Annotated in this window: 17 protein-coding genes; 8 read left to right on the top strand and 9 right to left on the bottom strand. The window is 70.7% G+C overall.

Annotated features, from left to right (window positions below; all coding sequences use genetic code 11):
• The 3 genes from J7E93_RS18980 to katG all read left to right on the top strand — a co-directional run.
• Positions 1-1,040, top strand: a 1,040-nt coding sequence (locus J7E93_RS18980; protein ID WP_215071013.1) for a DUF4139 domain-containing protein, incomplete at its 5' end; no start/stop codon positions are given.
• A gap of 8 nt (positions 1,041-1,048) precedes the next feature.
• Positions 1,049-2,611 (top strand): DUF4139 domain-containing protein, encoded by a 1,563-nt coding sequence (locus tag J7E93_RS18975; protein WP_215071011.1) that lies wholly within the window; start codon positions 1,049-1,051, stop codon positions 2,609-2,611.
• A gap of 390 nt (positions 2,612-3,001) precedes the next feature.
• The gene (gene katG, locus J7E93_RS18970) at positions 3,002-5,191 is read left to right on the top strand and encodes a catalase/peroxidase HPI (RefSeq protein WP_215071009.1); all 2,190 of its coding nucleotides are present in this window, start codon (positions 3,002-3,004) and stop codon (positions 5,189-5,191) included.
• Positions 5,192-5,235: 44 nt separating this feature from the next.
• Here katG and J7E93_RS18965 read toward each other — a convergent pair whose 3' ends face one another.
• Both J7E93_RS18965 and J7E93_RS18960 read right to left on the bottom strand, forming a co-directional pair.
• On the bottom strand, positions 5,236-5,613 hold the full coding sequence (locus tag J7E93_RS18965) for a hypothetical protein (RefSeq protein ID WP_215071007.1): 378 nt from the start codon (positions 5,611-5,613) through the stop codon (positions 5,236-5,238).
• Between the two features lie 25 nt (positions 5,614-5,638).
• The gene (locus tag J7E93_RS18960; RefSeq protein WP_215071005.1) at positions 5,639-7,117 is read right to left on the bottom strand and encodes a glutamate-cysteine ligase family protein; all 1,479 of its coding nucleotides are present in this window, start codon (positions 7,115-7,117) and stop codon (positions 5,639-5,641) included.
• Positions 7,118-7,274: 157 nt separating this feature from the next.
• Between J7E93_RS18960 and J7E93_RS18955 the strand changes: the two genes are divergently transcribed.
• Positions 7,275-8,072: a VOC family protein gene (locus tag J7E93_RS18955; protein WP_215071003.1), complete on the top strand. Its 798-nt coding sequence runs from the start codon at positions 7,275-7,277 to the stop codon at positions 8,070-8,072.
• Positions 8,073-8,240: 168 nt separating this feature from the next.
• Here the strand turns inward: J7E93_RS18955 and J7E93_RS18950 are convergent, their stop codons facing one another.
• Entirely contained in the window at positions 8,241-9,617 is a 1,377-nt protein-coding gene (locus J7E93_RS18950) for an aspartate aminotransferase family protein (RefSeq protein ID WP_215071001.1), read from the bottom strand.
• Positions 9,618-9,735: 118 nt separating this feature from the next.
• The gene (locus J7E93_RS18945; RefSeq protein ID WP_215070999.1) at positions 9,736-10,533 is read right to left on the bottom strand and encodes a FadR/GntR family transcriptional regulator; all 798 of its coding nucleotides are present in this window, start codon (positions 10,531-10,533) and stop codon (positions 9,736-9,738) included.
• A 158-nt stretch (positions 10,534-10,691) separates the two neighbouring features.
• Here J7E93_RS18945 and J7E93_RS18940 point away from each other — a divergent pair, with 158 nt between their 5' ends.
• The 3 genes from J7E93_RS18940 (at position 10,692) to J7E93_RS18930 (ending at position 14,504) form a co-directional block, all read left to right on the top strand.
• Entirely contained in the window at positions 10,692-12,170 is a 1,479-nt protein-coding gene (locus tag J7E93_RS18940; RefSeq protein WP_215070997.1) for an MFS transporter, read from the top strand.
• A gap of 75 nt (positions 12,171-12,245) precedes the next feature.
• Positions 12,246-13,886, top strand: a complete 1,641-nt coding sequence (locus J7E93_RS18935; protein WP_215070995.1) for an amidohydrolase — start codon at positions 12,246-12,248, stop codon at positions 13,884-13,886.
• Positions 13,887-14,084: 198 nt separating this feature from the next.
• Positions 14,085-14,504 carry a DUF4440 domain-containing protein gene (locus J7E93_RS18930; RefSeq protein WP_215070993.1) on the top strand — a complete coding sequence of 140 codons (420 nt, stop codon included), beginning with the start codon at positions 14,085-14,087 and terminating at the stop codon, positions 14,502-14,504.
• A gap of 157 nt (positions 14,505-14,661) precedes the next feature.
• On the opposite strand, the gene J7E93_RS18925 is transcribed toward J7E93_RS18930, so the two are convergent.
• The 5 genes from J7E93_RS18925 to J7E93_RS18905 form a co-directional block, all read right to left on the bottom strand.
• On the bottom strand, positions 14,662-16,398 hold the full coding sequence (locus tag J7E93_RS18925) for an amylo-alpha-1,6-glucosidase (protein ID WP_215070992.1): 1,737 nt from the start codon (positions 16,396-16,398) through the stop codon (positions 14,662-14,664).
• A gap of 86 nt (positions 16,399-16,484) precedes the next feature.
• Positions 16,485-17,309, bottom strand: coding sequence for a carbohydrate ABC transporter permease (locus tag J7E93_RS18920; protein ID WP_215070990.1), 825 nt, complete (start codon positions 17,307-17,309; stop codon positions 16,485-16,487).
• Positions 17,306-18,277 (bottom strand): carbohydrate ABC transporter permease, encoded by a 972-nt coding sequence (locus J7E93_RS18915; RefSeq protein ID WP_215070988.1) that lies wholly within the window; start codon positions 18,275-18,277, stop codon positions 17,306-17,308. Before J7E93_RS18915 ends, J7E93_RS18920 begins: the two co-directional genes overlap by 4 nt.
• A gap of 20 nt (positions 18,278-18,297) precedes the next feature.
• Complete coding sequence (locus J7E93_RS18910) at positions 18,298-19,545, bottom strand: extracellular solute-binding protein (protein ID WP_215070986.1); 1,248 nt, start codon at positions 19,543-19,545, stop codon at positions 18,298-18,300.
• 130 nt (positions 19,546-19,675) lie between these two features.
• On the bottom strand, positions 19,676-20,722 hold the full coding sequence (locus tag J7E93_RS18905; protein ID WP_215070984.1) for a LacI family DNA-binding transcriptional regulator: 1,047 nt from the start codon (positions 20,720-20,722) through the stop codon (positions 19,676-19,678).
• 521 nt (positions 20,723-21,243) lie between these two features.
• Between J7E93_RS18905 and J7E93_RS18900 the strand changes: the two genes are divergently transcribed.
• On the top strand, positions 21,244-24,906 hold the full coding sequence (locus J7E93_RS18900) for a LamG-like jellyroll fold domain-containing protein (RefSeq protein WP_215070982.1): 3,663 nt from the start codon (positions 21,244-21,246) through the stop codon (positions 24,904-24,906).
• Positions 24,907-24,994 lie beyond the last annotated feature (88 nt).

Below are 24,994 nucleotides of genomic sequence, written 5' to 3'. Positions count from 1 at the left end.
CGCCACCGCCGCCGCCCGCACCGCAGGGCTACGGCGGGATGCCCGCCCCAGCGCAGCAGGCCCCGTCGCGACCGGGCGGCAGGGCGCGTACCGCCGACAGGTCCTTCGCCGGGGCCCCCGCTCCCCTGGCACCTGCCGCTCCCGGCCAGGCCGCGCCGCCACCTTCTTCGGCCGCGGCCGCGGTACCGGAACCGGCGGCCGGGCCGCCCCGGCCGAGCGGCGCCGAACTCGACTACGCCGCCCTCGTCCTGTGCGGCCCCGACGAGCAGGGCGGTCGCAGAGGCCGGCTGTTTCCCGGCTCTCCCTTCGACGCGGTGGCGGCCGAGCACCGCCGCCGAGCCGAAGCGGTGGCCACGCTGCCGCTGCCCGGCCACGCCGTGCGTCCGCGCGAGTCGGCGGGCTCCTTCGACCACCGCTTCGATGCCACCGCCCGCGCCGACGTTCCGTCCGACGGCACCTGGCACACCGTCACCGTCGCCGAGATCCCGGTCGGTCTGCGCACCGAGTACCTCTGTGTGCCCTCCGTGGAGCAGACCGTGTACGCGACGTTGGTGATCTCCAACGCCACCGACCAGGCGCTGCTGGCCGGTCCGGTCGAGGTCACCGTCGACGATGACTTCCTTCTGACCGCCGCACTGCCCACGCTCGCCCCCGGCGGTGTCCGCAGGGTGGGGCTCGGGCCGGCCGAGGGCATCCGTGTCACCCGCCGTACGAATCTGCAGGAGTCGACTGCCGGTCTGCGCAACAACACCACCGTGCTCGACCACCGCATCCACGTGGAGCTGGCCAACCGGCTCGCGAGGCCCGCCACCGTCGAGGTCCGTGAGCGGGTGCCGGTCACCTCCGAACCGGACGTCCGGATCGAGGAACGGGCCGACTGGACGGCGCTCGATGACGGCGCGGGGCCCGAACACCTTGCCCCGGGCACGCGCGTCTGGCGGGTGGACCTGCCCGCCGGTGGCACCGCCGCACTCGACGGCGGTTACGAGATCCGTATCCCGGCCGGCAAGGCCCTGGTCGGCGGCAACCGCAGGAGCTGACACACGCCATGTCCACGGCACCGAAGCCGATCGCTCTCCCCGTCACCGCCGTCACCTGCCTGGAGGACCGTGCCCACATCGAGCGCGCCGTCGTGCTCGACCTGGAGGCAGGGGTCCAGAGGCTGCGTCTCGGGCCGGTCAGTGCGCTGGCCGTGGACCGTACCCTCCATGCCGAGCTGACCTCCGATCACCCGGCGACCGTGCTCGACGTGCGAATCGTCCGCACCTGGACGCCGCGCGGGCCGTCGCCGTCCGCCGACGACGACTCCGCCCTGCGCCATCGTGTGCACACCCTCGACGAGGAACGGTTCGCCCTGGAGCAGCGACGCGAACGGCTGCTGGCCCGTCTCGACCTGCTCGGCCGCCTCACCGCCGATCTGCTGCGGGAGATAGGCGAGGGCGCGGGCTCCGGGGAGACCGAGGGGCCCCGCTGGGCCCGCGAACTGGAGCGGGTGGACGACGAGCGCGACACGTACGGCGAACAGCTCCGCACCGTCGAGGCCCGGCTGACCGCCCTCGCCGTCGAGCTCGGGGAGACCCACCGGGCCATGGACCTCACCGAGGAGGAGCCCCCCGAGCTGCTCGGCCACATCGAGCTGACCGTGGAGGCCGAGGTCGCCGGGCCGGTCGGGCTGCGCCTGAGCCACCTCACCCCGTGTGCGCTGTGGCGGCCCGCGTACCGGGCCGTGCTCGACGGTGACGCGCTGACGCTGGAGACCGACGCGATGGTCTGGCAGCGTACGGGCGAGGACTGGTCGGACGTACGGCTGACGTTGTCGACGGCCCGGTCGGCGCAGGCCACCGATCCACCGCGCCTCGGCGAGGACAGGCTGACGCTCAAGGACCGCTCCGCCGCGGAGCGCCGCACGGTCGACGTCGAGCTGCGCGAGGAGGAGATCGGGGACCTCGGTCCCGCCCCGGTGCTCGGCCTGCCGGGGGTGGACGACGGCGGCGAGGCACGGGTGCTGCACTCCCCCGCGCCGGTCTCCGTGCCCGGAGACGGGCGCGCCCACCGGGTGCCGCTCTCCGCCTTCACCACGGCCGCGAGCAGCGAGAACGCCTGCTCGGCCGAGCTGTCCCCGCTGGTCACCCAGGTGGTGCGGTTCGACAACCTGTCCGGCCACGCGCTGCTCGCCGGGCCCGTGGACCTGGTGCGCGGTAGTGGCTTCAGCGGCCGCGGCACGCTGGACTTCTCCTCCCCCGGCGCGCCCGTCGAGCTCGCCTTCGGCAGCTGCGACGACTATCGGGTGGTCCGGCAGGCCGAGGAGTCCCGCGAGTCCGCCGGGATCACCCAGCGGACCGTGGTCACCCGCACGGTCCGGCTCCACCTGTCCCGCTTCTCCGCTCCCGGGGAGCGGGGTGAACGGGTGGTCGTCCTGCGGGAGCGGATTCCGGTCTCGGAGGTCTCAGCGGTGGAGGTACGCCTGCGCAAGGAAGCCTGCTCGCCGGCGCCCGCCGTGCTCGACGCCGAAGGCATCGCCCGCTGGGACGTCGCCCTTCCGCCCGGCGGCCGTCGTACGGTCACGCTGGTCTACGAGCTGTCGGCGAGCGCCAGAGTCGCCGGGCTCTGAGCGGCAGGGCGCCGGGTCGCCCGGGAGATCTCGGGAAGACGGCCGCGCCGGGCGGGCGTGCACCTCGTCGGCCGTACGGCGGGAAAGGCGTGAGACGCACAACGGGACGTCGAACAATTCCCGCTCCGATGAGGGGTTGATCGGTCGCCTATTGACCGGACCCGGACGACTTCGGCTTTGCGCGCCGGTTATGCGGGGGTGCTCTGCGTGTTCTCGTAGCAGTGCGGTCTGCGGTGCGCGACCATACGGACGCCGACACACGCTCGACCATCGGCGTCGTGCTTGAGGGCAGGTTCTCGCCGGCCGGCGGGCGCACGGCGCGCTACGAGTGCGGGTCGCGGTGCAGGCAGCCAGCAAGAAGGAAACACCGAGACAGGAAGAAGGACGGCATTGTCCGGCAGCGAAAGCGAGAACCCGGTAATCCCCTCCCCGACCCCCACGGCGACGCGCCCCAGGACGAACCGGGACTGGTGGCCGAATCAGCTGGACCTTCAGGTTCTCCACCAGCATTCGCCTCAGTCCAGTCCGATGGGTGAGGACTTCGTCTACGCGGAAGAGTTCGCGACTCTCGACCTCGACGCCCTGAAGCGGGACGTCTTCGAGGTGATGACGGCGTCGCAGGACTGGTGGCCCGCCGACTACGGGCACTACGGGCCGCTGTTCATCCGGATGAGCTGGCATGCCGCGGGAACGTACCGCATCGCCGACGGCCGGGGCGGGGGCGGCTCCGGCGCGCAGCGCTTCGCCCCCCTCAACAGTTGGCCGGACAACGCGAGCCTCGACAAGGCGCGCCGTTTGCTCTGGCCGGTCAAGCAGAAGTACGGCCGGAAGATCTCCTGGGCCGACCTTCTGGTCTTCGCCGGCAATTGCGCCATGGAATCGATGGGGTTCAAGACATTCGGGTTCGGCTTCGGGCGAGAGGACATCTGGGAACCCGAGGAGATCTTCTGGGGGCCCGAGGACACCTGGCTCGGAGATGAGCGCTACAGCGGCGACCGGGAACTCACCGGTCCTTTCGGCGCCGTGCAGATGGGACTCATCTACGTCAATCCGGAGGGGCCCAACGGCAATCCGGATCCGATGGCTGCCGCGAGGGACGTTCGCGAGACGTTCGGGCGTATGGCGATGAACGACGAGGAGACGGTCGCGCTCATCGTCGGCGGCCACACCTTCGGCAAGTGCCATGGTGCGGTCGATCCCGCGTACATCGGCCCGGAACCCGAGGCCGCCCCCCTCGAGCAGCAGGGCCTCGGCTGGCGGAACACGTACGGCAGCGGCAAGGGCGCCGACGCGCTCACCAGCGGGCTGGAGGGCGCATGGACCACCGAGCCGACGAAGTGGGACAACGGCTACCTGGACAACCTGTACGGGTACGAGTGGGAGCTGACCACCAGCCCCGCCGGCGCGAAGCAGTGGACTCCCACGGACCCTTCGGCCAGGGACACGGTGCCGGATGCCCATGATCCGTCGAAGAGGCACGCTCCCATGATGCTGACGACGGACCTCGCGCTGAAGGTCGACCCGATCTACGGGCCGATCACGAAGAGGTTCCACGAGAACCCGGACGAGCTCGCGGTGGCGTTCGCCAAGGCGTGGTACAAGCTGTTGCACCGCGACATGGGGCCCCTCTCGCGCTACCTCGGCCCGTGGGTTCCCGAGCCGCAGCTGTGGCAGGACCCCGTCCCCGAGGTCGACCACGAGCTGGTCACCGACGAGGACGTCGCCGCCCTCAAGGGCAGGATCCTCGCCTCGGGTCTGTCCATCTCCCAACTGGTCACCACCGCGTGGGCGTCGGCGGCGAGCTTCCGCGGCACCGACAAGCGTGGTGGGGCCAACGGGGCACGGATCCGACTCGCGCCGCAGAAGGACTGGGAGGTCAATGACCTGCCCGAGGTGGCCGAGGTGGTGCGGACCCTCGAGCAGCTCCAGCAGGACTTCAACCGCTCTCAGGCCGGCGGAACGAAGGTTTCGCTCGCCGACGTGATCGTCCTGGGCGGGTGCGCGGCCGTCGAGCAGGCCGCGAAGAACGCCGGGCACGACATCACGGTCCCGTTCGCACCGGGGCGCACGGACGCCTCGCAGGAACAGACCGACGTGGAGTCGTTCGGGGCGCTCGAGCCGTCCGCCGACGGGTTCCGCAATTACCTCCGGGCGGGCGAGAAGTTGTCGCCGGAGACCCTCCTGCTCGACCGCGCCAACCTGCTGACGCTGACCGCTCCCGAGATGACGGTTCTGATCGGCGGCATGCGGGCCCTGAACACCGGCTTCCAGCGGTCCCCGCACGGCGTCTTCACCCACCGGCCGGAGACGTTGACGAACGACTTCTTCGTCAACCTGCTCGACATGGGCACGGAGTGGAAGGCGTCGGCCTCGGCCGAGAACGTGTTCGAAGGCCGCGATCACGCCACGGGCCAGGTCAAGTGGACCGCCACCGCCGTCGACCTCATCTTCGGTTCGCACTCCCAGCTCCGGGCCGTCGCGGAGGTCTACGCGTCCCAGGACGCGGGAGAGAAGTTCGTGCGCGACTTCGTGGCGGCGTGGGACAAGGTGATGAACCTCGATCGGTTCGACCTCGCCTGAGCCCGCGTCCCGGTCGGCCGCTCACCGGCCGGCCGGGACAGCCCTCAGGCCTTGTCCGGGTTCTCGGGTTTCCCGCTCCGGTACCAGGCGGTCAGCCACAGGACCTGGAACGCCGCGTCGAGGAAGTACACCGGCCGGATTCTGCGACGCGTCGCATAGACGACGTCGATCGCGAGCAGAGTGGAAGCGGTCAGTGTGCCGAGCTGTCGGGCAAGGCCACGGGCGGGTGCGACTCCGGCCTCGGCGGCTCGGATCTGCGTCCAGCCGATGGTGACGAGCAGCCCGGAGACCGTCTGTAGCAGCCACACGTCCACCTTGGGGCCGGTGATCTGTTCGAAGCTGCGCCGGTGGACGAGCGGCCAGGCGCCGGTCACCAGGTGGAACCAGCCGTGGAACCGCGCGACATGGACGGGATCCGTCATGGTGCCCCCTGACATGCGGGTGGGGTCAGTCGACCGGCCAGGTGTGCGCCGGAGCGTTCAAGTGCATGAAGTCGATGTACTGGTGGGTCATCCTCCTCAGCGCCTGGTGCCGGTCCATGTGGGCGATGTCGTGGAGGTGGTGGAACATCTCCGACTGCCACACCGCGCCGTTACGGCCGTTGACGCACCGCTGCTCGATGATGCCCAGCAGCGGCTCCCGCCAGGCCGCGTCCATGCCCATCCGCTCCAGCCCGCGGTGCGCAAGCGGCAGCAGGCGCCGCAGCACCAGCTCGGTCGCCGGAACCTCACCCATTCCGGGCCAGTACAGCTGCGCGTCGATTCCGTGCCGGGCCGCGGCGTGCAGATTGTCCTCCGCGGCCGAGAACGACATCCGTGACCAGACGGGCCGGTCCTCCTCGACCAAGGCGCGGACCAGGCCGTAGTAGAAGGCGCCGTTCGACAGTACGTCCGCCACCGTGGGACCCGCGGGCAGCACCCGGTTCTCCACCCGCAGGTGCGGTACGCCGTCGACAACGGCATAGACGGGGCGGTTCCAGCGGTAGATCGTCCCATTGTGCAGGGTGAGCTCGGCCAGTCCAGGGGTCCCGCCGCGTTCGAGCGTCTCCTGCGGGTCTTCGTCGTCGCACAGCGGCAGCAGGGCCGGGAAGTACCGCGCGTTCTCCTCGAAGAGGTCGAAGACGGTGGTGATCCACCGCTCGCCGAACCACACCCGGGGCCGCACTCCTTGCACCTTGATCTCGTGCGGCCGGGTGTCGGTGGCCTGCTCGAAGAGCGGAATACGCGTCTCGCGCCACAACTCCTTGCCGAACAGGAACGGGGAGTTGGCGGCCAACGCCACCTGCACCCCGGCTATGGCCTGCGCTGCGTTCCAGTGGTCGGCGAACTCGTCCGGTGAGACCTGCAGGTGGAACTGGGTGCTGGTGCACGCCGCCTCCGGCGTGATCGTGTCCGCGTAGGTGCGCAGCCTCTCCACCCCCTCGACCGAGATCAACAGGTCCTCGCCCCGTGCGGAGAAGATCTGCTCGTTCAGCAGGTGGTAGCGCGGATTGTCGGACAGCGATGCCAGACCCACGTCCTTCAGCTCCAGCGTCGGCAGAATCCCGATTATGACCAGATGGGCGCCGATCGCGGCGGCCTTCTCCTCGGCGTGGTTGAGGGCGTCCCGGATCTCCTGCTCCCAGGAGTCGGGGCCGCCGGAGGTGAGCTGCCGCGGCGCGATGTTGATCTCCAGATTGAACCGGCCCAGCTCGCTCGCCCAGGAGGGGTCCGCGATCGCCTCCAGGACGTCCGTGCTGCGCATGGCAGGTTCGGCGGCGCCGTCCACGAGGTTCAGTTCGATCTCCAGTCCGACCTGCGGGCGCTCGAAGTCGAACCGCGACTCCCGCAGCATCCGGGCGAACACTTCGAGACACGTGTGCAACCTGTTCCGGAACTGGCGACGGTCGTCACGCGTGAAGACCAGCGCCGGGACGTCGCGACCCATTCGGTCCTCCCGAGCTCGTCGGCACAGGTCCCGCTTTCAGCGTCCCACTCCGGGGGCACCCCGACCACCGAGGCCGTCGATCAGCGGTCGACGGGCGAATGTCAGTGCCTGGTGTCACGCTGGGTCCACATAGGATCCACGGAAGGGAATCATCACCGTGATCACCACGGACTTCGCCCCCGGTTCACCCTGTTGGCTCGACCTCGGCGCCCCCGATGTCCCTGCCGCCGCGACCTTCTACGGCACGGTGCTCGGATGGGACTACGAGTCCATGGGCGGGGGTGGGGACATGGAAGGCGGCATGTTCCGCAAGGACGGCAAGATCGTCGCCGGCCTCGGCAAGCTCACCGAGCAGGGCGCCCGTTCGGCCTGGATGATCTATTACTGCGTCAACGACGCGGACGCCACGACCCAGGCCGTCGAGCGCGCCGGCGGCACGGTGCGGGTGGCCCCGAGGGACCTCGACGAGTGGGGCCGCATGGCGCAGTACAGCGACCCGCTGGGAGGTCAGTTCGCCGTCTGGCAGCCGGGCACGAACAACGGCGTCGAGCTGGTGGACCAGCCGGGCTCGCTGTCCTGGACCGAGCTGTTCACGACCGACGCCGCGGGCGCGAAAGAGTTCTACGGCGGCGTCTTCGGCTGGCAGTTCAGTGACATGGAGCTGCCAGGCGGCGGGGGCACGTACTCCCTCATCACCCCCTCCGGGCTTCCCGAGGACCGCATGCACGGCGGCCTCATGGAGCTCTCCAAGGAGGACCTCGCCCTGACGAGCGGACGCCCGTACTGGCACCCGGTGTTCAACGTCACCGACTGCGACGCCGCAGTCGCCAAGGTCACCGAGAACGGCGGCAGCGTGCAGATGGGACCGGAGGACGCGGAGGGCGTCGGCCGACTGGCCGTCTGCATCGACCCGTGGAACGCGGACTTCGTGGTGCTCACCCCGCCCGCGAGCTGAACCCGGCGGGCTCCGCCGGAGGCCTCCGGACGGCCGGACGGCGGACCTGGCGGACGGCCGGACCTGGCGGACCGCCCGGGCCGCACGCGTGACGTCCTCGGTCGAGGTGCCTTGGCCGAGGGCATCACGCGTGCGCACACCTTCGCCGTGAGCGCGGACACAGGTCCGTCAGACCTCGCGGACGAGCGAGTCGACGATCGATTCGACCGTCTCCTCGGTGATGCCCGGGTGGAGGAAGGCCAGACGCGCGACGGTCTCACCCTCCCAGACGCTGGGCGTGACGAACGCGAGCCCGGAGGCGAGGAGGCGCTTGGACCAGGCGTAGTAGTCCTCCGGTCGCCAGCCGGCGCGCCGGATCAGGACGACCGTCAGCTCGGGCTCGCGGAGCAGTTCGAGGCCCTCGGTCGCCTCGACGAGCCGGGCGGTGTGCTGGGCGATCTCGGCGCCGCGGGCCACGGCGTCCCGGTAGGCGTCGGTGCCGTGGACGGCGAGCGAGAACCACAGGGGCAGGCCGCGCGGCCGCCGGGTCAGGTGGTAGGCGTAGTCGCTGGGGTTCCAGTCCGCGTCGTGGTCCGCGCCGTCCGCGCCGTGGATCGCGTCGAGATAGGACGCGTCCTGGGTGTGTACGGCACGGGCGAGGCGCGGTTCCCGGTAGAGGAGCGCCCCGCAGTCGAACGGCGCGAACATCCACTTGTGCGGGTCGACGACGAGCGAGTCCGCGTGCTCGATGCCGCGCAGGCGCTCGCGGAGTTCCGGTACGAACAGGGCCGCGCCGCCGTAGGCGGCGTCGATGTGCAGCCACAGATCGCGGGCCCGGGTCTGCTCCGCGACGCCGGAGAGGTCGTCGATGATGCCGGCGTTGGTGGTGCCGGCGGTGGCGACGACGGCCACGACGGGCGCGCCGCCGTCGGACGACGCCGTGTCGAGCGCCGCGGCGAGGGCCGCGCCGGTGAGCCGGTGGTCCGCGGTCGGGACGACGAGCGGCTCGACGCCGATGATCCGGAGGGTGTTGCCGACGGAGGAATGGACCTGGTCGCTGACCGCGATCCTCACCGGGGCCGTCGCCGCCAGGCCGAGCCGGCGCCTGCCGGTGTCCCGGGCCACGACCAGTGCGGAGAGGTTGCCGGCCGAACCGCCGCTGACGAAGCATCCTCCCGCGCTCTGCGGCATGCCGGCCAGGTGGGCGAAGAGGCGCAGCACCTGGTTCTCGGCGGCGACGGCGCCCGAGGCCTCCAGCCAGGACACGCCGTGGAGCGAGGAGGCCGAGACGACCATGTCGAAGAGCGCGGCGGCTTTGGTCGGCGCGCCGGGAATGAACGCGAGGAAGGCGGGGTGATCGCAGGACACGACGGTCGGCTCCATGGCGTCCGTGTAGGTCCGCAGCACGTCCGCCGGGCGGCGCGGCCGCGTGCCGATGGCGTCCTTCAGCGCCAGGGCGAGCTCTTCGTGCTCGCCGAGCCGGCCCAGCGGCGGAGGGTCGAGGCGGAGCCGGTCAAGGAGATGGCCCATGACCTGCTGGGTGAGGTCCTCGTCGTAAGCGTGCACGGAGGCTCCTGTCGGAACGAGCGATTAATGGATCTGAAGCGGACCCAATTCGGACCTTAGGCGTCCGCCCGAGCGCTCGTCAACCGGGTCGCGCCGCCGCAGGGCGCGGCGAGAGGAGTCAGCCGGACGTCGAGGCGAACTGATCCAGGAGGACCAGGAACTGGCGGTGCGACTCCTGGAGGTGCTCACGCATCCGGCGCTCGGCGGTGTCGCCGTCACCCGACAGGACCGCCAGGGCGATCGCCTCGTGCTCTTCGCGGAACGCGCCCCCGAAGTCCCGGTCGGTCGGATAGACCGGCGTCCAGTCGGAACCCAGCCAGAGCGCGTTGCCGGCCACGAACATCTCGGTGCGCGCCCGCGTGACGGCCCCCGCGAGCACCTCGTTGCCGCCGGCCTCGGCGACGCCGAGATGGAAGCGGGTGTCCACGCGGTGGTACTCCCCGAGATCGGCGACCTTCGCGTCCAGCATCTCGACGAGCCTGCGCCGGGCCGCCGCTCCGCCCCGCTCGGCGGCGAGGCGGGCCGCGAACGGCTCGATGGCCTGGCGGTACTCCATGTAGTCGCGCAGCGAGGCGCGGATACCGGCGGCGATCGCCGCCCGGCCGCCGCGGCCGCCCGCGGGCGCCGGGGCGACCCGGGTGCCGCCGGAGCGGCCCAGGGTCGTGACGACGAGGCCCTCGTCGGCGAGTTCCCGTACGGCTTGGCGCACCGTGTTGCGGCCGACTCCGAAGACCGTCGCGAGTTCCCGCTCGGTCGGCAGCCTGTCCCCTGGGCCGAATCCGCCGAGGGCGATCCGCTGGCGCAGAGCCTCGGCCACGACGGCGTGCGACGGCGCCTGCCTGGCCGCGGCGCCGTTCGCCGTCTCGGCGCTCCGCTTGCCCGCGTCGTCGTTCCGGTTCGCGCTCGTCCCGCCCATGGCCTGCCCCTCGCCTCGGATTCCGTTCCGCTCCGTCCGGCCCAGCCTATTGGGATCGAGTCGAACCCTATTGACAGCCCATCGAGGCAGCCCTAGCGTCGCCCCATCGTTTTTGGGTCCACACGGAACCCAATCGATGTTCCCCCAAGGAGCCACGCATGAGCCAGTCCACGGGCACCGCAGCCCCCGCCGCCGGGGCGCCACGCCGCTCAGGGCCCTGGAAGATCGCCACCGCCTCGATGATCGGCACGAGCGTCGAGTGGTACGACTTCGGCATCTACGCCACCGCCGCCGCACTCGTGTTTCCCGAGCTCTTCTTCCCCGAGATGAACCGGGCCCTCGGCACCGTGATGTCCTTCGCGACCCTGTTCGTCGGGGCCCTCGGCCGCCCGCTGGGCGCCATCCTCTTCGGCCACATCGGCGACCGGCACGGCCGCAAGAAGGCGCTCATCTGGTCGATGACGCTGATGGGCGCCGCCACCGTGTGCATCGGTCTGCTCCCCACGTACAGCCAGGTCGGCGTCCTCGCGCCTCTGCTCCTCGTGCTGATCCGGATGATCCAGTCACTGGCCGTGGGAGGCGAGTGGGGCGGGGCCGTCCTGTTCGCGGTCGAGCACGCGCCGCCGCGCCGCAAGGCGTTCTTCGGCTCTTTCCCGCAGGTCGGCGACGGCGTCGGCTACTTCATGTCGACCGGCGTCTTCGCCCTGATCGCGCTGCTCGGGCACGACGCGCTGGCGACCTGGGCCTGGCGCGTCCCGTTCCTGCTGTCCGCGGTGCTCGTCGTCGTCGGTCTGGTCATCCGCCGCTCGATGGACGAGTCGCCCGAGTTCGAGGCCGCCCGGCGAGCCGAGGAGTCCGCGGGCCCGGCAGGCCGGGGCAAGGAGACCGCCCCCGTGATCAGCGTGCTGCGGCACGCCTGGAAGACCTGGCTGCTGGCGACGGGAGCGTTCCTCATCACCGTCGGCGGCTACTACATCGTCGTCACCTTCATGTCGAGCTACGCCGTCACGGAGCTGGGCTTCAGCGACGCCCAGGCCGCGGGGGCCGGCACCGCCGCCTCGGTCGTCGTGATCGTGTGCACCCCGCTCAGCGCGCTGTTCGCCGACCGCTACGGCCTGCGCCGGGTCACGCTCATCGGTGTCCTGCTGCACCTGGTCGCGGCCTTCCCGATGTTCTGGCTCGCCGACACCCGCTCGGTCACCGGCCTGTGGCTCGCCATGTGCCTGCCCATGCTCGCCAGCACGATCGCGTACGCCTCTCTCGGCACCCTCGCCTCGGGATGGTTCGCGCCCCGCGTCCGCTACACGGGCCTGTCCATGAGTTTCCAGACCGCCGGCCTGCTCGGCACCCTGGCCCCCGCGGCGACGACCTGGCTGTACTCCTCCTTCGGGAACTCCTGGGTTCCCGTCGCACTCGCCTTCGCCGGCATGGCGGCCGTCAGCGCCGTGTGCCTGATGGCCTGCCGTCCCGCGCCGGACGCCGGGCCGTCCCTCGACGCATCGGAGACCGACCCCTCCCCCGACGCCTCCGAGGCCCGACGGGTCCTCGACGGGTTCGACACGGCGGCCACGGCGACCGAGGGGAACGCGCTCCCCGGCGGGTCGGGCGGTGCCGCGGGTGTCGCCTCGACCGGCTGACCCCCGCACGGCGCCCCTCCCCCGTCACCCCCGTCCCCGTCCCCTGTCCCCCTCTGATGATCCGAAGGAGCTCCCGTGCGCCCCGCACCCGACCTCATCCTGACCCGGGCCCGCGTCCATACCGTCGACCCGGACCTCCCGCGCGCCGAAGCCGTGGCCGTGACCGCCGGCCGGATCAGCGCCGTCGGCACGCATGCCGAGATCTCCGCGCTCGCCGGACCGAAGACCGACGTACGCGACCTCGGCGGCCGCATGCTGCTCCCGGGCTTCGTCGACGCGCACAACCACGTCCGCCTCGGCTCCGACTCCGACAGCGTGCAGCTCGCCGGGGCCCACACCCTGGAGGAGGTGCACGCCCGCATCCGGGCATGGGCGGACGCGCACCCGGACGCCGAGTGGATCGAGGCGGAGGCGTTCGACTACGGGGCGATCCCCGGGGGCCGTATGCCCACCGCCGCCGACCTCGACCCGGTCACCGGCGACCGGCCCGCTCTCGTGTTCACCTACGACGTCCACAGCGTCTGGCTCAACACGGCAGCCCTCCGACGCCTCGGCATCACCCGGGAGACCGAGCGGCTGCCGTGGGGAGTCGTCCAGAAGGATCCCGTCACCGGCGAACCGACCGGGTTCGTCACCGGGTTCGCCGTGCTCGGCCTCGCCCGCCGCGGCCAGCGCGCGCTGGCCGAGTTCCTGCCCTGGGCGAGCGAGGAGCGCCGGTACAAGCGCCTGTGCGCCTCGCTCGACATGGCCGCGGAGAACGGCCTCACCACCGTCGTCGAGCCGCAGAACTCCCCCGACGACCTCTTCCTCTTCGAACGGGCCCGAGACGAGGGCCGACTGCGTTCGCGGATCATCGCCGCCCTGTTCCATCCGCGCGGGACGACCGCCGAGGAGCTCGACGAGTTCGAGCGGTGCGCCAAGCGGTTCGACGACGACCGGTTCCGTGTCGGTCCGCTCAAGCTCTACATCGACGACGTGATCGAGCCCCACACGGCCGCGCTGTTCGAGCCGTACGCCAACGAGCCCGGGAACCGGGGGCGTACGTTCTACGAGCCCACGGAGTTCGCGGACGTGCTGACCGAGCTGGACCGGCGAGGGTTCCAGACGTTCACGCACGCCACGGGCGACCGGGGCATCCGTACCGCCCTCGACGCCCACGAGGCCGCGCGCGCCGCCAACGGGCCCCGCGACGCCCGCCACCAGCTCGTGCACGTCGAGTGTCTGCACCCGCAGGACGTCGGCCGGTTCGCCGCGCTCGACGTCGTCGCCTGCATGCAGCCGCGGCACTGCGCGCCGGACGTCGCCGGTCCCGGCAAGGACTGGGCCGAAGGCGTCGGCGAGCACCGCTGGTCGCACGCCTGGGCGTTCCGCAGTCTGCGAGACGCGGGTGCGAAGCTCGCCTTCTCCAGCGACTGGAACGTCGCCGAGATGAACCCGCTCGCCCACCTCTACACCGCCGTCACCCGCCGCGCGCCGGACGGCGGCGACTCGTGGGTGCCCGGGCAGACGATCGACCTGGCCGCCGCGATCGAGGCGTACACGTGGGGCAGCGCCTACGCCAACTTCGCGGAAGGCGACCGGGGTGCGGTGACCGTCGGCAAGTACGCGGACCTGGTGGTGATCGACCGGGACCTGTTCGCCGTTCCGGTGGAGGAGATCAAGGAGGCGTCGGTCGACGAGACGATCGTCGAGGGGGTGACCGTCTTCCACCGCTGAGCCGGCGGCGGCCTTCCGGCCCCGGCCGCCGCGAAGCCCCGGCCGCCGGGCGGCCGGGCCGCCCGGGGCTGGTGGCCGCCACGCCTGCCGGGTGTTTTCCGGAGATTCGCCCGTATGGCCGAGCACCACAGCCGGCCACTTCGAGCGTGCTCGTGGCAAAAGTGGCGATGCCGTGGCGGCGCCGGTCATTCTGGACGAATGAGCAGTGTCGAGGACTTCACCGAGCAGACCCTCCAGCGGCAGCGGGCCGCGAACGATGCGATGTACCAGGGAGACCCCGAACCGTTCCTCGCCATGTGGTCCCAGTCGGACGACGTCAGCTTGTTCGGCGCCTTCGGACCCTCCCGGACCGGTTGGCCCGCTCTCCGCGACACCTTCCGCTGGGTGGGCGGCCGCTTCTCCGACGGCGACATGCGCACAGAATTCGAGGTTGTCCACGCCGGCACCGAGCTGGCCTACACCGTCGGCTACGAACGCGGCGAAGTCTCTGTCGACGGTGGGCCCAGACGAGCGGTGGCCATCCGGGTGACGCACCTCTACCGCGCCGAACAGGGCCAGTGGCGGCTCGTCCACCGTCACGGCGACTTCCCACCGAAGGACGAGAGTCCCAGGGGCTGAGTGGTGTCACCTCGACGGCGCGCGCGGCAGAAAGACGCGTGGAGCGGCGCTACGCCTGTTGCACCCGGGTCAGCAGTTCCATCAGCTGGTGTCACAGTCGGTTTCTGCCTGCTGCCTGGCACGCGCGGGTGCGGGCGCGGGCGCGGGAGGGGCGACATCAGTCGCCGCTGCGGCGTATGTGTGCTTCGGCGAGGAGCAGGTAGCTGCTTGCGGTCCAGGTGTAGGCGCGGTCCCGCAGGCCCCTTCCGGTCAGGGCGTCGAAGTTCTCGGCGAAGCCGTGGTTCTCGCACAGGGCGCGGAAGCAGGCGCTGATCTCGTCCGCCAGCCGGTGCCGACCGGCGCGGCGCAGCCCGTCCTCGATGAGGATCGTGGCGGGGGCCCAGATCGGGCCGCGCCAGTAGCCGTCGGGGAGGTAGTGCGGTGAGGTCGGCAGTTCGGTGGCCAGTCCGTGCGGGGTCAGGTGGGCCTCGATGCGGGCGGCCAGCACGCCGCTGACATCGTCCGGCAGATGCTCGCCCAGCACGATGGGCATCAGGTCGAGGAGGCTGGAACTGTGCCAGGTGGTGCCGCTGTCGACTCCCCGGGCGACGAACCGGTCGCTGCTCCAGAGCTGGTCGAGCATCGCCGCCTGCGTCGCCTCGGCGGTCCGTGTCCACCGGCGGGCCTCATCCGGCTTGTCCAAATATGTTGCCAGCTCGGCGAGTTCGCGGAGCTGGAGGACGAGGAAGGCGGCCAGGTCAGCGGTGACGACCACGCGTTCGGGGTCGAAGGTGGTGGCGTTGTCCCAGCCGCTGTCGTTGCCGTGCTGGTAGTGGGGCAGGGCGGCGCCGGGGGCGCGTCGTGCGGTGAGCCAGAAGTCCGTCCAGCGGGTCAGCCTGTCGTACGTCTCGGCGAGTTCCGCCGGGCCTGGGGGCGTGCCCAGCCGACGCCGCAGATGGCCGAACGCCCAGCCGTGGATGGGCGGTTTGACGAAGTTGCGGAGAACCTCGGAGTGGGTGACCGAGTCGGGCAGCGCCCCGGTCCCGTCCTGGTGGTCGAAGGGCAAGTGGTACTGGTCCCAGGCGAGTTCGGGTTGTCCCGGTGCCAGGGCCAGGGCGTTGAAGCAGTGGTCCCAGCTCCAGACCTTGTCCATCCAGTGCTTGGACATGAGGACGCCCGGCCGGGTGACGAGCCCCGCCGGGTGGACGGTGGCGGACCACACGACGTAGGCGGCGAGTTCGGCGGCCGGGGTGGCTGACGAGCGCCAGGGGGCCACCGTGTCGACGAAGTCCGTGAAGGAGTTCCGCGTGGCTTCGACGATCTTGTCGAAGACTGCCGCCCGGGCGTACGCGGGGCGGGCGGTGTCGAGTTCCTCGATCGCGATCTCCCACGGGTCGTCCCCGTCGGCGGCGACGGTGAGGCCGCGGTCACCGCTGCCCAGGGCCTGGCTGCCGAACGTGTCGGTCACCGTGCCGGAGAGCACGGTGACGCGGTAGCGGCGACCGGTCTCGTACGAGGTGAACACGTGAGCGTCGGTGGCCGCGTCGTGGAAGAAGTAGGTGCCGCTGAACGGGGTCAGCGTCGGGGCCGCCGCGGAAACGCACAGCGGCACTCCCGCACCACGCAGGCGTACCGTGTCCGGCGACTCGTAGGCGAGATCGACACGGCCGGCGGCGCCGATCCAGCTCAGCAGGCCCGGGGTCGCCGCCACGCGGGTCTCGGCTCGCCCGCCCGTCGCGGCGTCCAGGGGTACGAGGCTCAGCACCGCGTGCATGCCGTTCTGGTGCGAGACGAGGTGGAGGTCCTCGGCCCGGATCTTCTCCGCCACCACCGGGGAGATGTCGAACCATGATCCGTAGGTGCTGAACGGAATGTCGTGGACGGAGAAGGCCGGGCCGGATCGGTCGGCGGTCATGAAAATGTCACTCGTTTCTCGGGCAGGGGTGGCCCTCCGTCGGACGGACGGCACGGCCGGGGCGAGGGGATGGAGCGGTGGAGGGGTCAGTCCTTGACCGCACCTGCGGTCACGCCGGCGGCGACATAGCGCTGGGCGAGGACGAGGATGACCGCGGCCGGCAGGGAGGCCACGACCGCGGTGGCCATGATGGCGTTCCACTCCTGGTTGTTGTTGCCGATGTAGTGGTAGATGCCGAGGGTGATCGGCTCGTGCGGACCGCCGTTGACCAGCGTGCCGGCGAAGACGAAGTCGGACCAGGACCACAGGAACGCGAACAGGGACACCGTGACGACGGCGTTGCGGCTCATCGGCAGGACGATCGACCAGAAGGTGCGCAGGGGCCCGGCGCCGTCCGTTTTCGCCGCCTGCAGCAGTTCGCCGGGGATGCCGGACATGAACGCGGTGAAGATGAGCACCGCGAAGGGAACGGCCAGGGTGGAGTCCGCGACGATCAGGCCGGGGACGGACTGGAGCAGGCCGAGGCTGAGGTAGATGGCGTAGAAGCCCATCGCCATGATGATGCCGGGGATCATCTGGGCGACCAGGAGGACGAAGCCGAGGACGCCGCCGCCGCGCGGGCGCAGCTTGGCCAGGGCGTAGCCGGCGGGGGCGGACAGGGCCACGGTCAGGGCGACGGTGCCCAGGCCGATGACGAAGCTGGTGCCCAGGTAGGGCAGTTGTTCGGCGAGGACGGTGCGGTAGCCGTCCAGGGTGCCGTGGACGGGGAAGAGGTCCGGTGGGCTCTTGCGCATGTTCTGGTCGCGGGTGAACGACACGTTCAGCATCCAGTAGACCGGGAAGAGCATGATCCCGGTGAGGAGGAGACCGACGGCTGTCTTTCCCCACGTACGCGTGTTGCTTCGGATCATGACAGAGCCTGCTTTCTCTGCACCCGTATGTACACCAGGCCGAAGACCAGGGCGGCGACCACCAGCAGGTTGCCGACGGCCGCGCCCGGGCCGAAGGCGGGCAGCATGTTGCCGAATCCGAGTTGGTAGGACCAGGTGGCGAAGGTCGTGGAGGATTCCGCCGGGCCGCCCTTGGTCATGATCCAGATGATGTCGAAGACCTTGAGCGTGTAGACAAGACCCAGGAGCAGGGTGATCGCGGACACCGGACGCAGCAGCGGGAAGGTGATGCTCCAAAACCGCCGCCAGGCGCCTGCTCCGTCCAGGGCCGCGGCCTCGTACAGACCGGCCGGGATGGACTGCAGGCCGCTGTACAGCACGACGAGGTTGAACGGGACGCCGATCCAGATGTTCGCGATGATCACCGAGGTCAGCGACCAGGTCGGGGAGGTCAGCCAGTTCACCGGGTCGATGCCCACGGCGTGCAGTGCGGCGTTGACGATGCCGGAGTCGCTGTTGAGCATCCACGACCAGGTGGACGCCGAGACGATCAGTGGCAGCAGCCAGGGCACGAGGAACAGGGCCCGCAGGGTGGCGGAGAGCCGGAAGTGCTGGTGGAAGAAGACCGCGAGGGCCAGGCCGATGGCGTACTGGAAGGCGAGGGACGCGACGGTGAACAGCGCGGTGTGGAGCAGGGCGGGCAGGAAGGTCGGGTCGTCGAGAACGGTCCTGTAGTTCTCCAGCCCCGCGAAGGGGGCGTCGCCCCGTACGAAGGAACGGACGGTGTAGTCGCGCAGGCTCAGGTCGATGTTGCGGTAGAGCGGATAGGCGTAGAAGAGGGCGAGGTAGAGGGTCACCGGGGCGAGGAAGGCCCAGGCGGCCCACTGTGGGGAGTGGGGCCGGCGACGCGTCGGGGGAGGTGCGACGGGTGTCGCTCCGCCGCGGTCGGGCTCGGCCCGACGGCGCGTCGCTTCTGTCGTGTGGCTCATCAACAGGACCTGGACTTCGGCTATTCGACGGCGGACTGGCCGGCGGAAAGTGCGTCCTTGGGAGACTTCGAGCCACTGAGCGCTGACTGGACGGACGACCACAACTGCTCCGAGATCTTCGGGTACTTGGTGCCCAGGTCGTCGCTGGTACGGCCCTTGGCCGCCTTGACCGCCGCCACCCACGGCCCGAGCTCGGGGTCGGCCGCCACCTGCTTGTTCTGTACCTCGGTGGTGGGGGCGACGTAGGAGAGGGTGGTGTCGGTGTCGTACAGGCTCTGGGTGCTGGTCAGACAGGCAGCCAGCTTCTGCGTGGTGGCGTAGCGGCCGGTTTCGCTCTGTACCGGGAGCGTGACGAACTCGCCGCCGGTCGGGGCCGCGGCGGCGCCACCGTCGGCGCCGGGGATGGGCAGGACACCGAAGTCGAAGCCCGCCTTCTTCGCGTTCGCGAGCTGCCAGGTGCCGTTCTCGGCGAACGCGTAGTCGCCGGTCGCGAACTCCTGCCAGCTGGTGGTCTGGGTGTTGTTGAGCACGGAGTTGGGGGCGTACCCCTCGGCCAGCCAGTCCTTCCACAGGGTCAGGGCGGAGACGGCCGCGGGAGAGTCGAGATCGGTCAGCTTCGCGCCCGATCCCCAGAACCACGGCAGGAATTGGAAGCTGCCCTCCTCCGTGCCGATCGCGGAGAACGTGATGCCCTTCTTGCCCGCCTTCTTGACCTTCGCCAGCGCCGCCGTCAGGGACGGCCAGTCCTTGACCGAGGTGATGTCCACCCCGGCTTCCTTCAGGACGTTCTTGTTGTAGTAGAGGGCGAGGGTGTTGGCGCCGATCGGAGTGCCGTAGGTCTTGCCTCCCGACCGGCCGGCCTCGAGCAGGTTGGGGTCCACGCCCGAGGTGTCGAGCTTGTTGTCGTCGGTGGTCGTGAGGACACCCGCCTCGGCCAGGGTGGACACCACCGGGTTGTCGACGATGAGGACGTCCGGCGAGTTGTCCTGCTGCGCGGCGAGCAGCGCCTTGTTCGCCAGGTCGCTGGTGTCGAAGCCGGTCCGCTTGATCTTCACGCCCGCCTTGGCACCGCAGGAGTCGAGCAGCTTGCCCCATGCCGAGCCCTTGGCGAACTGCGGGTAGGGGTCCCAGACGGTGTACGTGCCGTCGTCCGCCGCCTTCGCCCCCGCGCCGCCCGAACCGGAGCCACAGCCGGTGACACCGAGGACGACAGCCAGGGCGGTCACGGCCGCGGCCTTCAGGGGGCGCTTTCTGGAGGAGCTGTTCATCGCGGGTTCCTTATGTCTGGGGCATGCGGGTGCCGAGGGCGGTGAGCAGGGGGAGAGTGCGGGCATGCCGAACGGCGCGGGTGGGCGGTTCGGGCGTCCGGTGGTGTGAAGAAGCTCGCGTGGGGTGTGGTCAGGGCGTGGTGCGGAGCCCGGCGTCCCCAGCCGGTGTGGCGCCGACGGGCCCGGTACTGGCCCGCAGGGAGACGGGTGGCACGAGGAGGTGGTGCCGGGGCGGCGCGCCGGGGTCGTCGAGCCGCTCCACCAGGAGGTCGACGGCGAGACGGCCCAACTCCGCCGCCGGTACGTCCGCCGCGGTGAGCTGCGGGGTCACCGTCTCCGCCCAGCGGGCGGCCACGACGCCGGTGACGGAGAAGTCGCGTGGCACATGGCGGCCGGCCTCGGCCAGGCCCCGGTAGAGACCGCCCAGCGCGGCCTCGTTCAGCGTGACCAGGGCCGTGGTGGCCGGCTCGTCGTGCAGGATCCGTTCCAGACACTTCTGGCCCGAGGCGGGGTCGTCCCCACAGCAGTACGTCCGGACCGTCAGCCCACGCTCGGCCGCGGCTTTCGTGAAGCCGTCCAGACCCCGGTGCGCGGACTCGTACCCGCTCCGCAGCAGTTGCTCGGGTCGGTTGACGAAGGCCACACGGCGGTGGCCGAGGTCTGCCAGATGGTGCACGCACGCCTCCACCAGCGCGGTGTGGTCGAGCCCCACCCACCAGCCGTCCTCGGGACGGGCGGTACGACCGATGGCGACGAAGGGGAAGCCCACCGCGGCCAGATGGTCCACCCGGTCGTCCTCCAGCCGGATCTCCATCATGATCGCGCCGTCGACCCGCCGCTCTCCGAGGAGTCGCTGGAAGGAACGATCGCTGTCCATGCCGCTGGGGGACAGCAGCACGTCGTAGTCGTAGGCCGCGGCGGCCTCCACCACGCTGCCGATGAAGTCCAGTTGCATGCCCGTGTAGTGGTTCCCGGCGGGCGGGAAGACCAGACCGAGCGTGCTGGTCCGGCCGTTGGCGAGGGCGCGGGCGCTGGCACTGGGCCGGTAGCCCAGCTCGTCGACGACCTGCTGGATCTTCCTGCGGGTGTCCTCGGAGACCGGACGCTTGCCGCTCAGCGCGTAGGACACGGTGCTCCGCGAGACACCGGCCCGCCGGGCGATCTCACCGATGTTCACGGCGACTCCTTACTCGAACCGGTTCGACACCTCGGGCGCGTCGCCTCGGAGGAGGGGGCACCTGCCGGTCGTCACGCTCTGGATGGGGCGGTCATGCACTGGATGGGGCGAGAGACGAAGGCCGGTCATCGAACCGGTTCGCGTGAAGCGAAGGTAGGAACTACCCGAACGCATGTCAACACCCTGGACGCACCTCGTCAAAACCCCTCAGGACAGCGTCATTTCCTCATGACCGAGGGATTGCTGGCCGCGTTCCCCGGTGCTAGCTTCGCCGAACCGGTTCGATGAAGCGATCCTTCCGGCGAGCCGACAGGGTAAGTGCCCCCGGGCCCGGGCCCGATCCGCACCCTTCCCCGAGCGGGGAACGCCCTCCCGCCTCCCTGGAGCGCATCTGACCGAACCGGTTCGACGTACACCTCCCCGGACTCTCCGCCGACTCTCCGCGCGGAACGGCACATGGACGAGCGGCCGGCCGAGGAGGGCCGACCGGAACCCCTGACTCAGGATTGAGGACGCGATCCATGCCATCCGCTGACGGATCCGCCCGGCGCCGAGGCTCGGCCGCCGTGGCCCTGACTCTCGGCGCGGGACTGCTGGCCGCACCCGCCGCGCCGGCGCAGGCGGCCGACGCACCCCGGCCCGCCGCCCACTACACCTTCGACCAGGACGACCTCGCCTCCGGCAAGATCACCGACAGCTCGGGCAACGGTCTGACCGCGAGCCTGCTCAACGGATCCACCGCCCGGGCCGTCACCGGCACCGACGGAGGCAGGGCGCTCGCCCTGCCGGGCGGGGCACCCACCTCCCAGGGTGCGCACATCCGCCTGCCACGCGAAGTGGTGGGCAACGCGAGCGACCTGACCGTGTCCGCACGCGTCAAGTGGGGCGGCGACACGTCGTCCTGGCAGCGGATCTTCGATCTGGGCAGCAACAACACGAAGTACCTCTTCGCCACCCCGTCCAACGGCGGCGGCGTGCTGCAGACCTCGGTGACCACCGGCGGAGGAGGCGCGGAGGCGCAGACCCGCGGGTACGCGATGCTTCCCGCGGACCAGTGGCGGACGGTCACCGTCACCCTCGACACCACCGCCGGCCGGGTCACCACCTATCTCGACGGCGTGGCGGTCTCCTCAGCCGCGACCGGCATCAAGGCCAAGGAGCTGCTGGACAGTTCGGCCACGGCCGCCGGCTACATCGGCAAGTCCTTCTACCCGGACCCCCTGTTCAAGGGCGCCATCGACGACTTCACCGTGTGGCACGCGGCGCTCAGCCCCGAGCAGGTGGCCGGCACGGTAGGGACCCTGCCGGTCGTCAAGGAGCTCTCGCAGACGTCCTTCGAGGTCCGTACGACGACCGGGACCGCTCCCTCCCTGCCCGCCGCCGTCCGCTCCTCGTTCTCCGACGGCTACGACCGCGACACACCGGTCGCCTGGGACGCCGTGCCGGCCGACAGGTACGCCCGGCCCGGGACGTTCACCGTGGCGGGCACGGCAGCCGGGCGTGCGGTGAAGGCGACCGTCACCGTCGTCCGCGAGGGGCAGCTCACCGTCGATCTCGGCTCGGACACCGGCGCGTTCCACGGCGGCGCCTCCGGCACCCTCTACGGCGTGTACGGACCGGACGTCCCCACCAACAACCTCATGGAAGGCATGGGCCTGCGCACGGTCTCCACGAAAGCGCAGGACGGCCCGCAGCACCCCGGTGCCGACGCGCTGGAGGTGGTCGTGCCGCTGGCCGATTCCACCGACGGTGACGTGTACATCTACATGACCGACATCCACCGCGGCTTCCCGTACCAGTGGCCGGGTGACACCCCCGAGGAGAAGCTCAGGCTCTACCGGGAGAAGATCGTCAAGCAGGTCGACCAGGTCCTGCGGCTGCCGAAGGAGTACCAGGACAACGTCGTCTTCGTGCCGTTCAACGAGCCCGAGGGCAACATGTTCGGCACCGGCGAGTGGAGCTACAACAGGGTCAGCTGGCTCAACGACCCGGACGACTACTTCGCCGCGTGGGACGACTTCCAACGCCTCATCAGGAGCAGGATGCCGGACGCCCGCATCGCGGGCCCCAACACCAGCATCCTCTTCGACCAGGTGAAGGGCTTCCTCACGCACACCCTGGCCGCCGGCACCCTCCCGGACGTCATCACCTGGCATGAGCTGAGCCACCCGGAGGCGGTACGCGAGAGCGTCGCCACGTACCGGGCGTGGGAGAAGGACCTCTTCAAGGGCACCGACCGCGCGGGCACCCAACTCCCCATCAACATCAACGAGTACGCCTTCAACTACCACACCTCGGTCCCCGGCCAGATGATCCAGTGGGTGTCCGCGATCGAGGAGTCCAAGGTCGACGCCGACATCGCGTACTGGAACATCGACGGCAACCTCTCCGACTCCGCGGTGCAGTCCAACCGCGGCAACGGCCAGTGGTGGCTGCTCAACTCGTACGCCTCGATGAGCGGGCACACGGTGAAGGTGGCCCCGCCGTTCCCCGGCGAGAACTACACCATGCAGGGCATCGCCACGCTCGACGAGAAGAAGAAGCAGGCCCGGCTGCTCTTCGGCGGGTCCACCGGCAAGGGCCACATCACCTTCGGCGACGTCCCGAAGGAGCTCTTCGGCGACCGGGTGCACGCCTGGGTCCGCGAGATCGAGTGGAGTGGCCAGCTGGGAGACTCCCCCGGGCCGCAGCTGCTCGCGGAGCAGGACGTGCGGGTCGGTGACGACGGCACGGTCGTCGTCGACTTCGGCGACGGCGGACTGCCGAGGCTGAAGGAGTCCTCGGCGTACGAGATCGTCCTCAGCCCGGCCGGAGAGGCGACGGGCACACAGTCACCGTCCTCGCGCTGGAAGGCGTCGTACGAGGCGGAGAACGCCGCCCACACCGGGTCCGGTTACTCGAAGAACGGCCCGGAGGGCTCGCCCCGGGACGTGTCGAAGTTCTACACCTCCGGCGGCTACGACGTGGGCGGCCTGCGCACCGGCTCGGACCTCACGCTCGACTTCACCGTGGACGTTCCCGAGGACGGCACGTATGACCTGAGTGTCTTCGCCAACTCCCTCAACACCTTCGACAAGGTGAGGGAACAGGGCCCCACCAACGTCTTCCTGCGCGTCGACGGCAAGGCCGACGGCGAGCAGGAGGTGCACCTGCCGCTCGGCTACAAGTGGGTGGTGTGGGACCACGCCGACACCAAGGTCCACCTCACCAAGGGCAAGCACACCCTGACGCTCGCCGCGAAGAGCGCCGACGGCAAGCGCGCCACCCGGGGCGACGCCATCGTCGACCGCCTCGTCCTCTCCCTTCCCGAGGCTTCGGCCGCCACCCAGGTGTACGAGGGCGAGCTGGCCTGGCTGGACGGCGGGGCGCAGCCCACGTACGCGCTGCCGAAGCAGGCCGGCGCCCCCGCCACCGGCTCGGGCGCGGTCCGGCTCACGAAGGGCCAGGCCGCCACGTTCTGGGTCTCCTCACCCGCCGACCGCGAGGCCACCCTCAAGGTCGACACCCTCGGCGGCGCGAACGCCCGGCTCGCCGTCAACGGGCACGATGTCCTGCACGTGTCCCCGGGCAGGAACAGTGTGGCGGTCTCCCTCTCGGGAGGCGTCAACAAGGTGACGGTGACCGGAGGTTCGTCCGCCACCCTCGTGGACCGGCTCACGGTCACCCCCACCGAGGGCGCCCTCCCCGTGCGTACGTACGAGGCGCAGGACGCCAGGCTCGCCGGCTCGGCCGCGCTCACCCCGCTCTCCCTGGCCACCGACGCCACGGCCATCACCGGTATCGGCGGTGAACCGGGCAACGGCAACACCGCGACGTTCACCGTCGACGCCGACCGGGCCGGCCTGTACGCGCTGCGCGTCCGCTACTCCAACCCCGAACAGTCCGAGGCCACCCACTACAACCCGGACCCGCTCGCCCGCCACGCCGACATCACCGTCAACGGCGGCGAGATACGGCGCGTCGGCTTCCCGCACAGCTTCCACCGCAACAACTTCTGGGAGCTGACCGTCCCGGTGCACCTGAAGAAGGGGCAGAACACGATCGCGTTCGGCTCCGAGGAGTTGCCGAACTTCGACGGCACCAGCTACGCGTCGGACACCTTCCCCGGCGTACTGCTCCGCTCCCGCTACGCACCCCTGATCGACCGCATCACGGTCGCGCCGTACGCGCGGGAGGCGCGATGAGGTCATCACCGCCCGCGGCACCGTGACGCGCACGGGGGCCGGGTAGCAGGGCGCCGGGTAGCAGGGCGCCGTGTCCCTCATCCGTACC

The organism is Streptomyces sp. ISL-36, from assembly GCF_018614205.1.
Taxonomy (GTDB): domain Bacteria; phylum Actinomycetota; class Actinomycetes; order Streptomycetales; family Streptomycetaceae; genus Streptomyces.
The sequence above is the reverse complement of the archived record's forward strand: the minus strand, read 5'-3'. Positions and strand labels throughout refer to the sequence as shown.

Coding starts and splice junctions, on each gene's coding strand:
- J7E93_RS18925 (WP_215070992.1), bottom strand. CDS start 16,398: ATGACCGCCGACCGATCCGGCCCGGCCTTCTCCGTCCACGACATTCCG.
- J7E93_RS18900 (WP_215070982.1), top strand. CDS start 21,244: ATGCCATCCGCTGACGGATCCGCCCGGCGCCGAGGCTCGGCCGCCGTG.
- J7E93_RS18965 (WP_215071007.1), bottom strand. CDS start 5,613: ATGACGGATCCCGTCCATGTCGCGCGGTTCCACGGCTGGTTCCACCTG.
- J7E93_RS18910 (WP_215070986.1), bottom strand. CDS start 19,545: ATGAACAGCTCCTCCAGAAAGCGCCCCCTGAAGGCCGCGGCCGTGACC.
- J7E93_RS18945 (WP_215070999.1), bottom strand. CDS start 10,533: ATGGGCGGGACGAGCGCGAACCGGAACGACGACGCGGGCAAGCGGAGC.
- J7E93_RS18915 (WP_215070988.1), bottom strand. CDS start 18,277: ATGAGCCACACGACAGAAGCGACGCGCCGTCGGGCCGAGCCCGACCGC.
- J7E93_RS18960 (WP_215071005.1), bottom strand. CDS start 7,117: ATGGGTCGCGACGTCCCGGCGCTGGTCTTCACGCGTGACGACCGTCGC.
- J7E93_RS18920 (WP_215070990.1), bottom strand. CDS start 17,309: ATGATCCGAAGCAACACGCGTACGTGGGGAAAGACAGCCGTCGGTCTC.
- J7E93_RS18930 (WP_215070993.1), top strand. CDS start 14,085: ATGAGCAGTGTCGAGGACTTCACCGAGCAGACCCTCCAGCGGCAGCGG.
- J7E93_RS18975 (WP_215071011.1), top strand. CDS start 1,049: ATGTCCACGGCACCGAAGCCGATCGCTCTCCCCGTCACCGCCGTCACC.
- J7E93_RS18940 (WP_215070997.1), top strand. CDS start 10,692: ATGAGCCAGTCCACGGGCACCGCAGCCCCCGCCGCCGGGGCGCCACGC.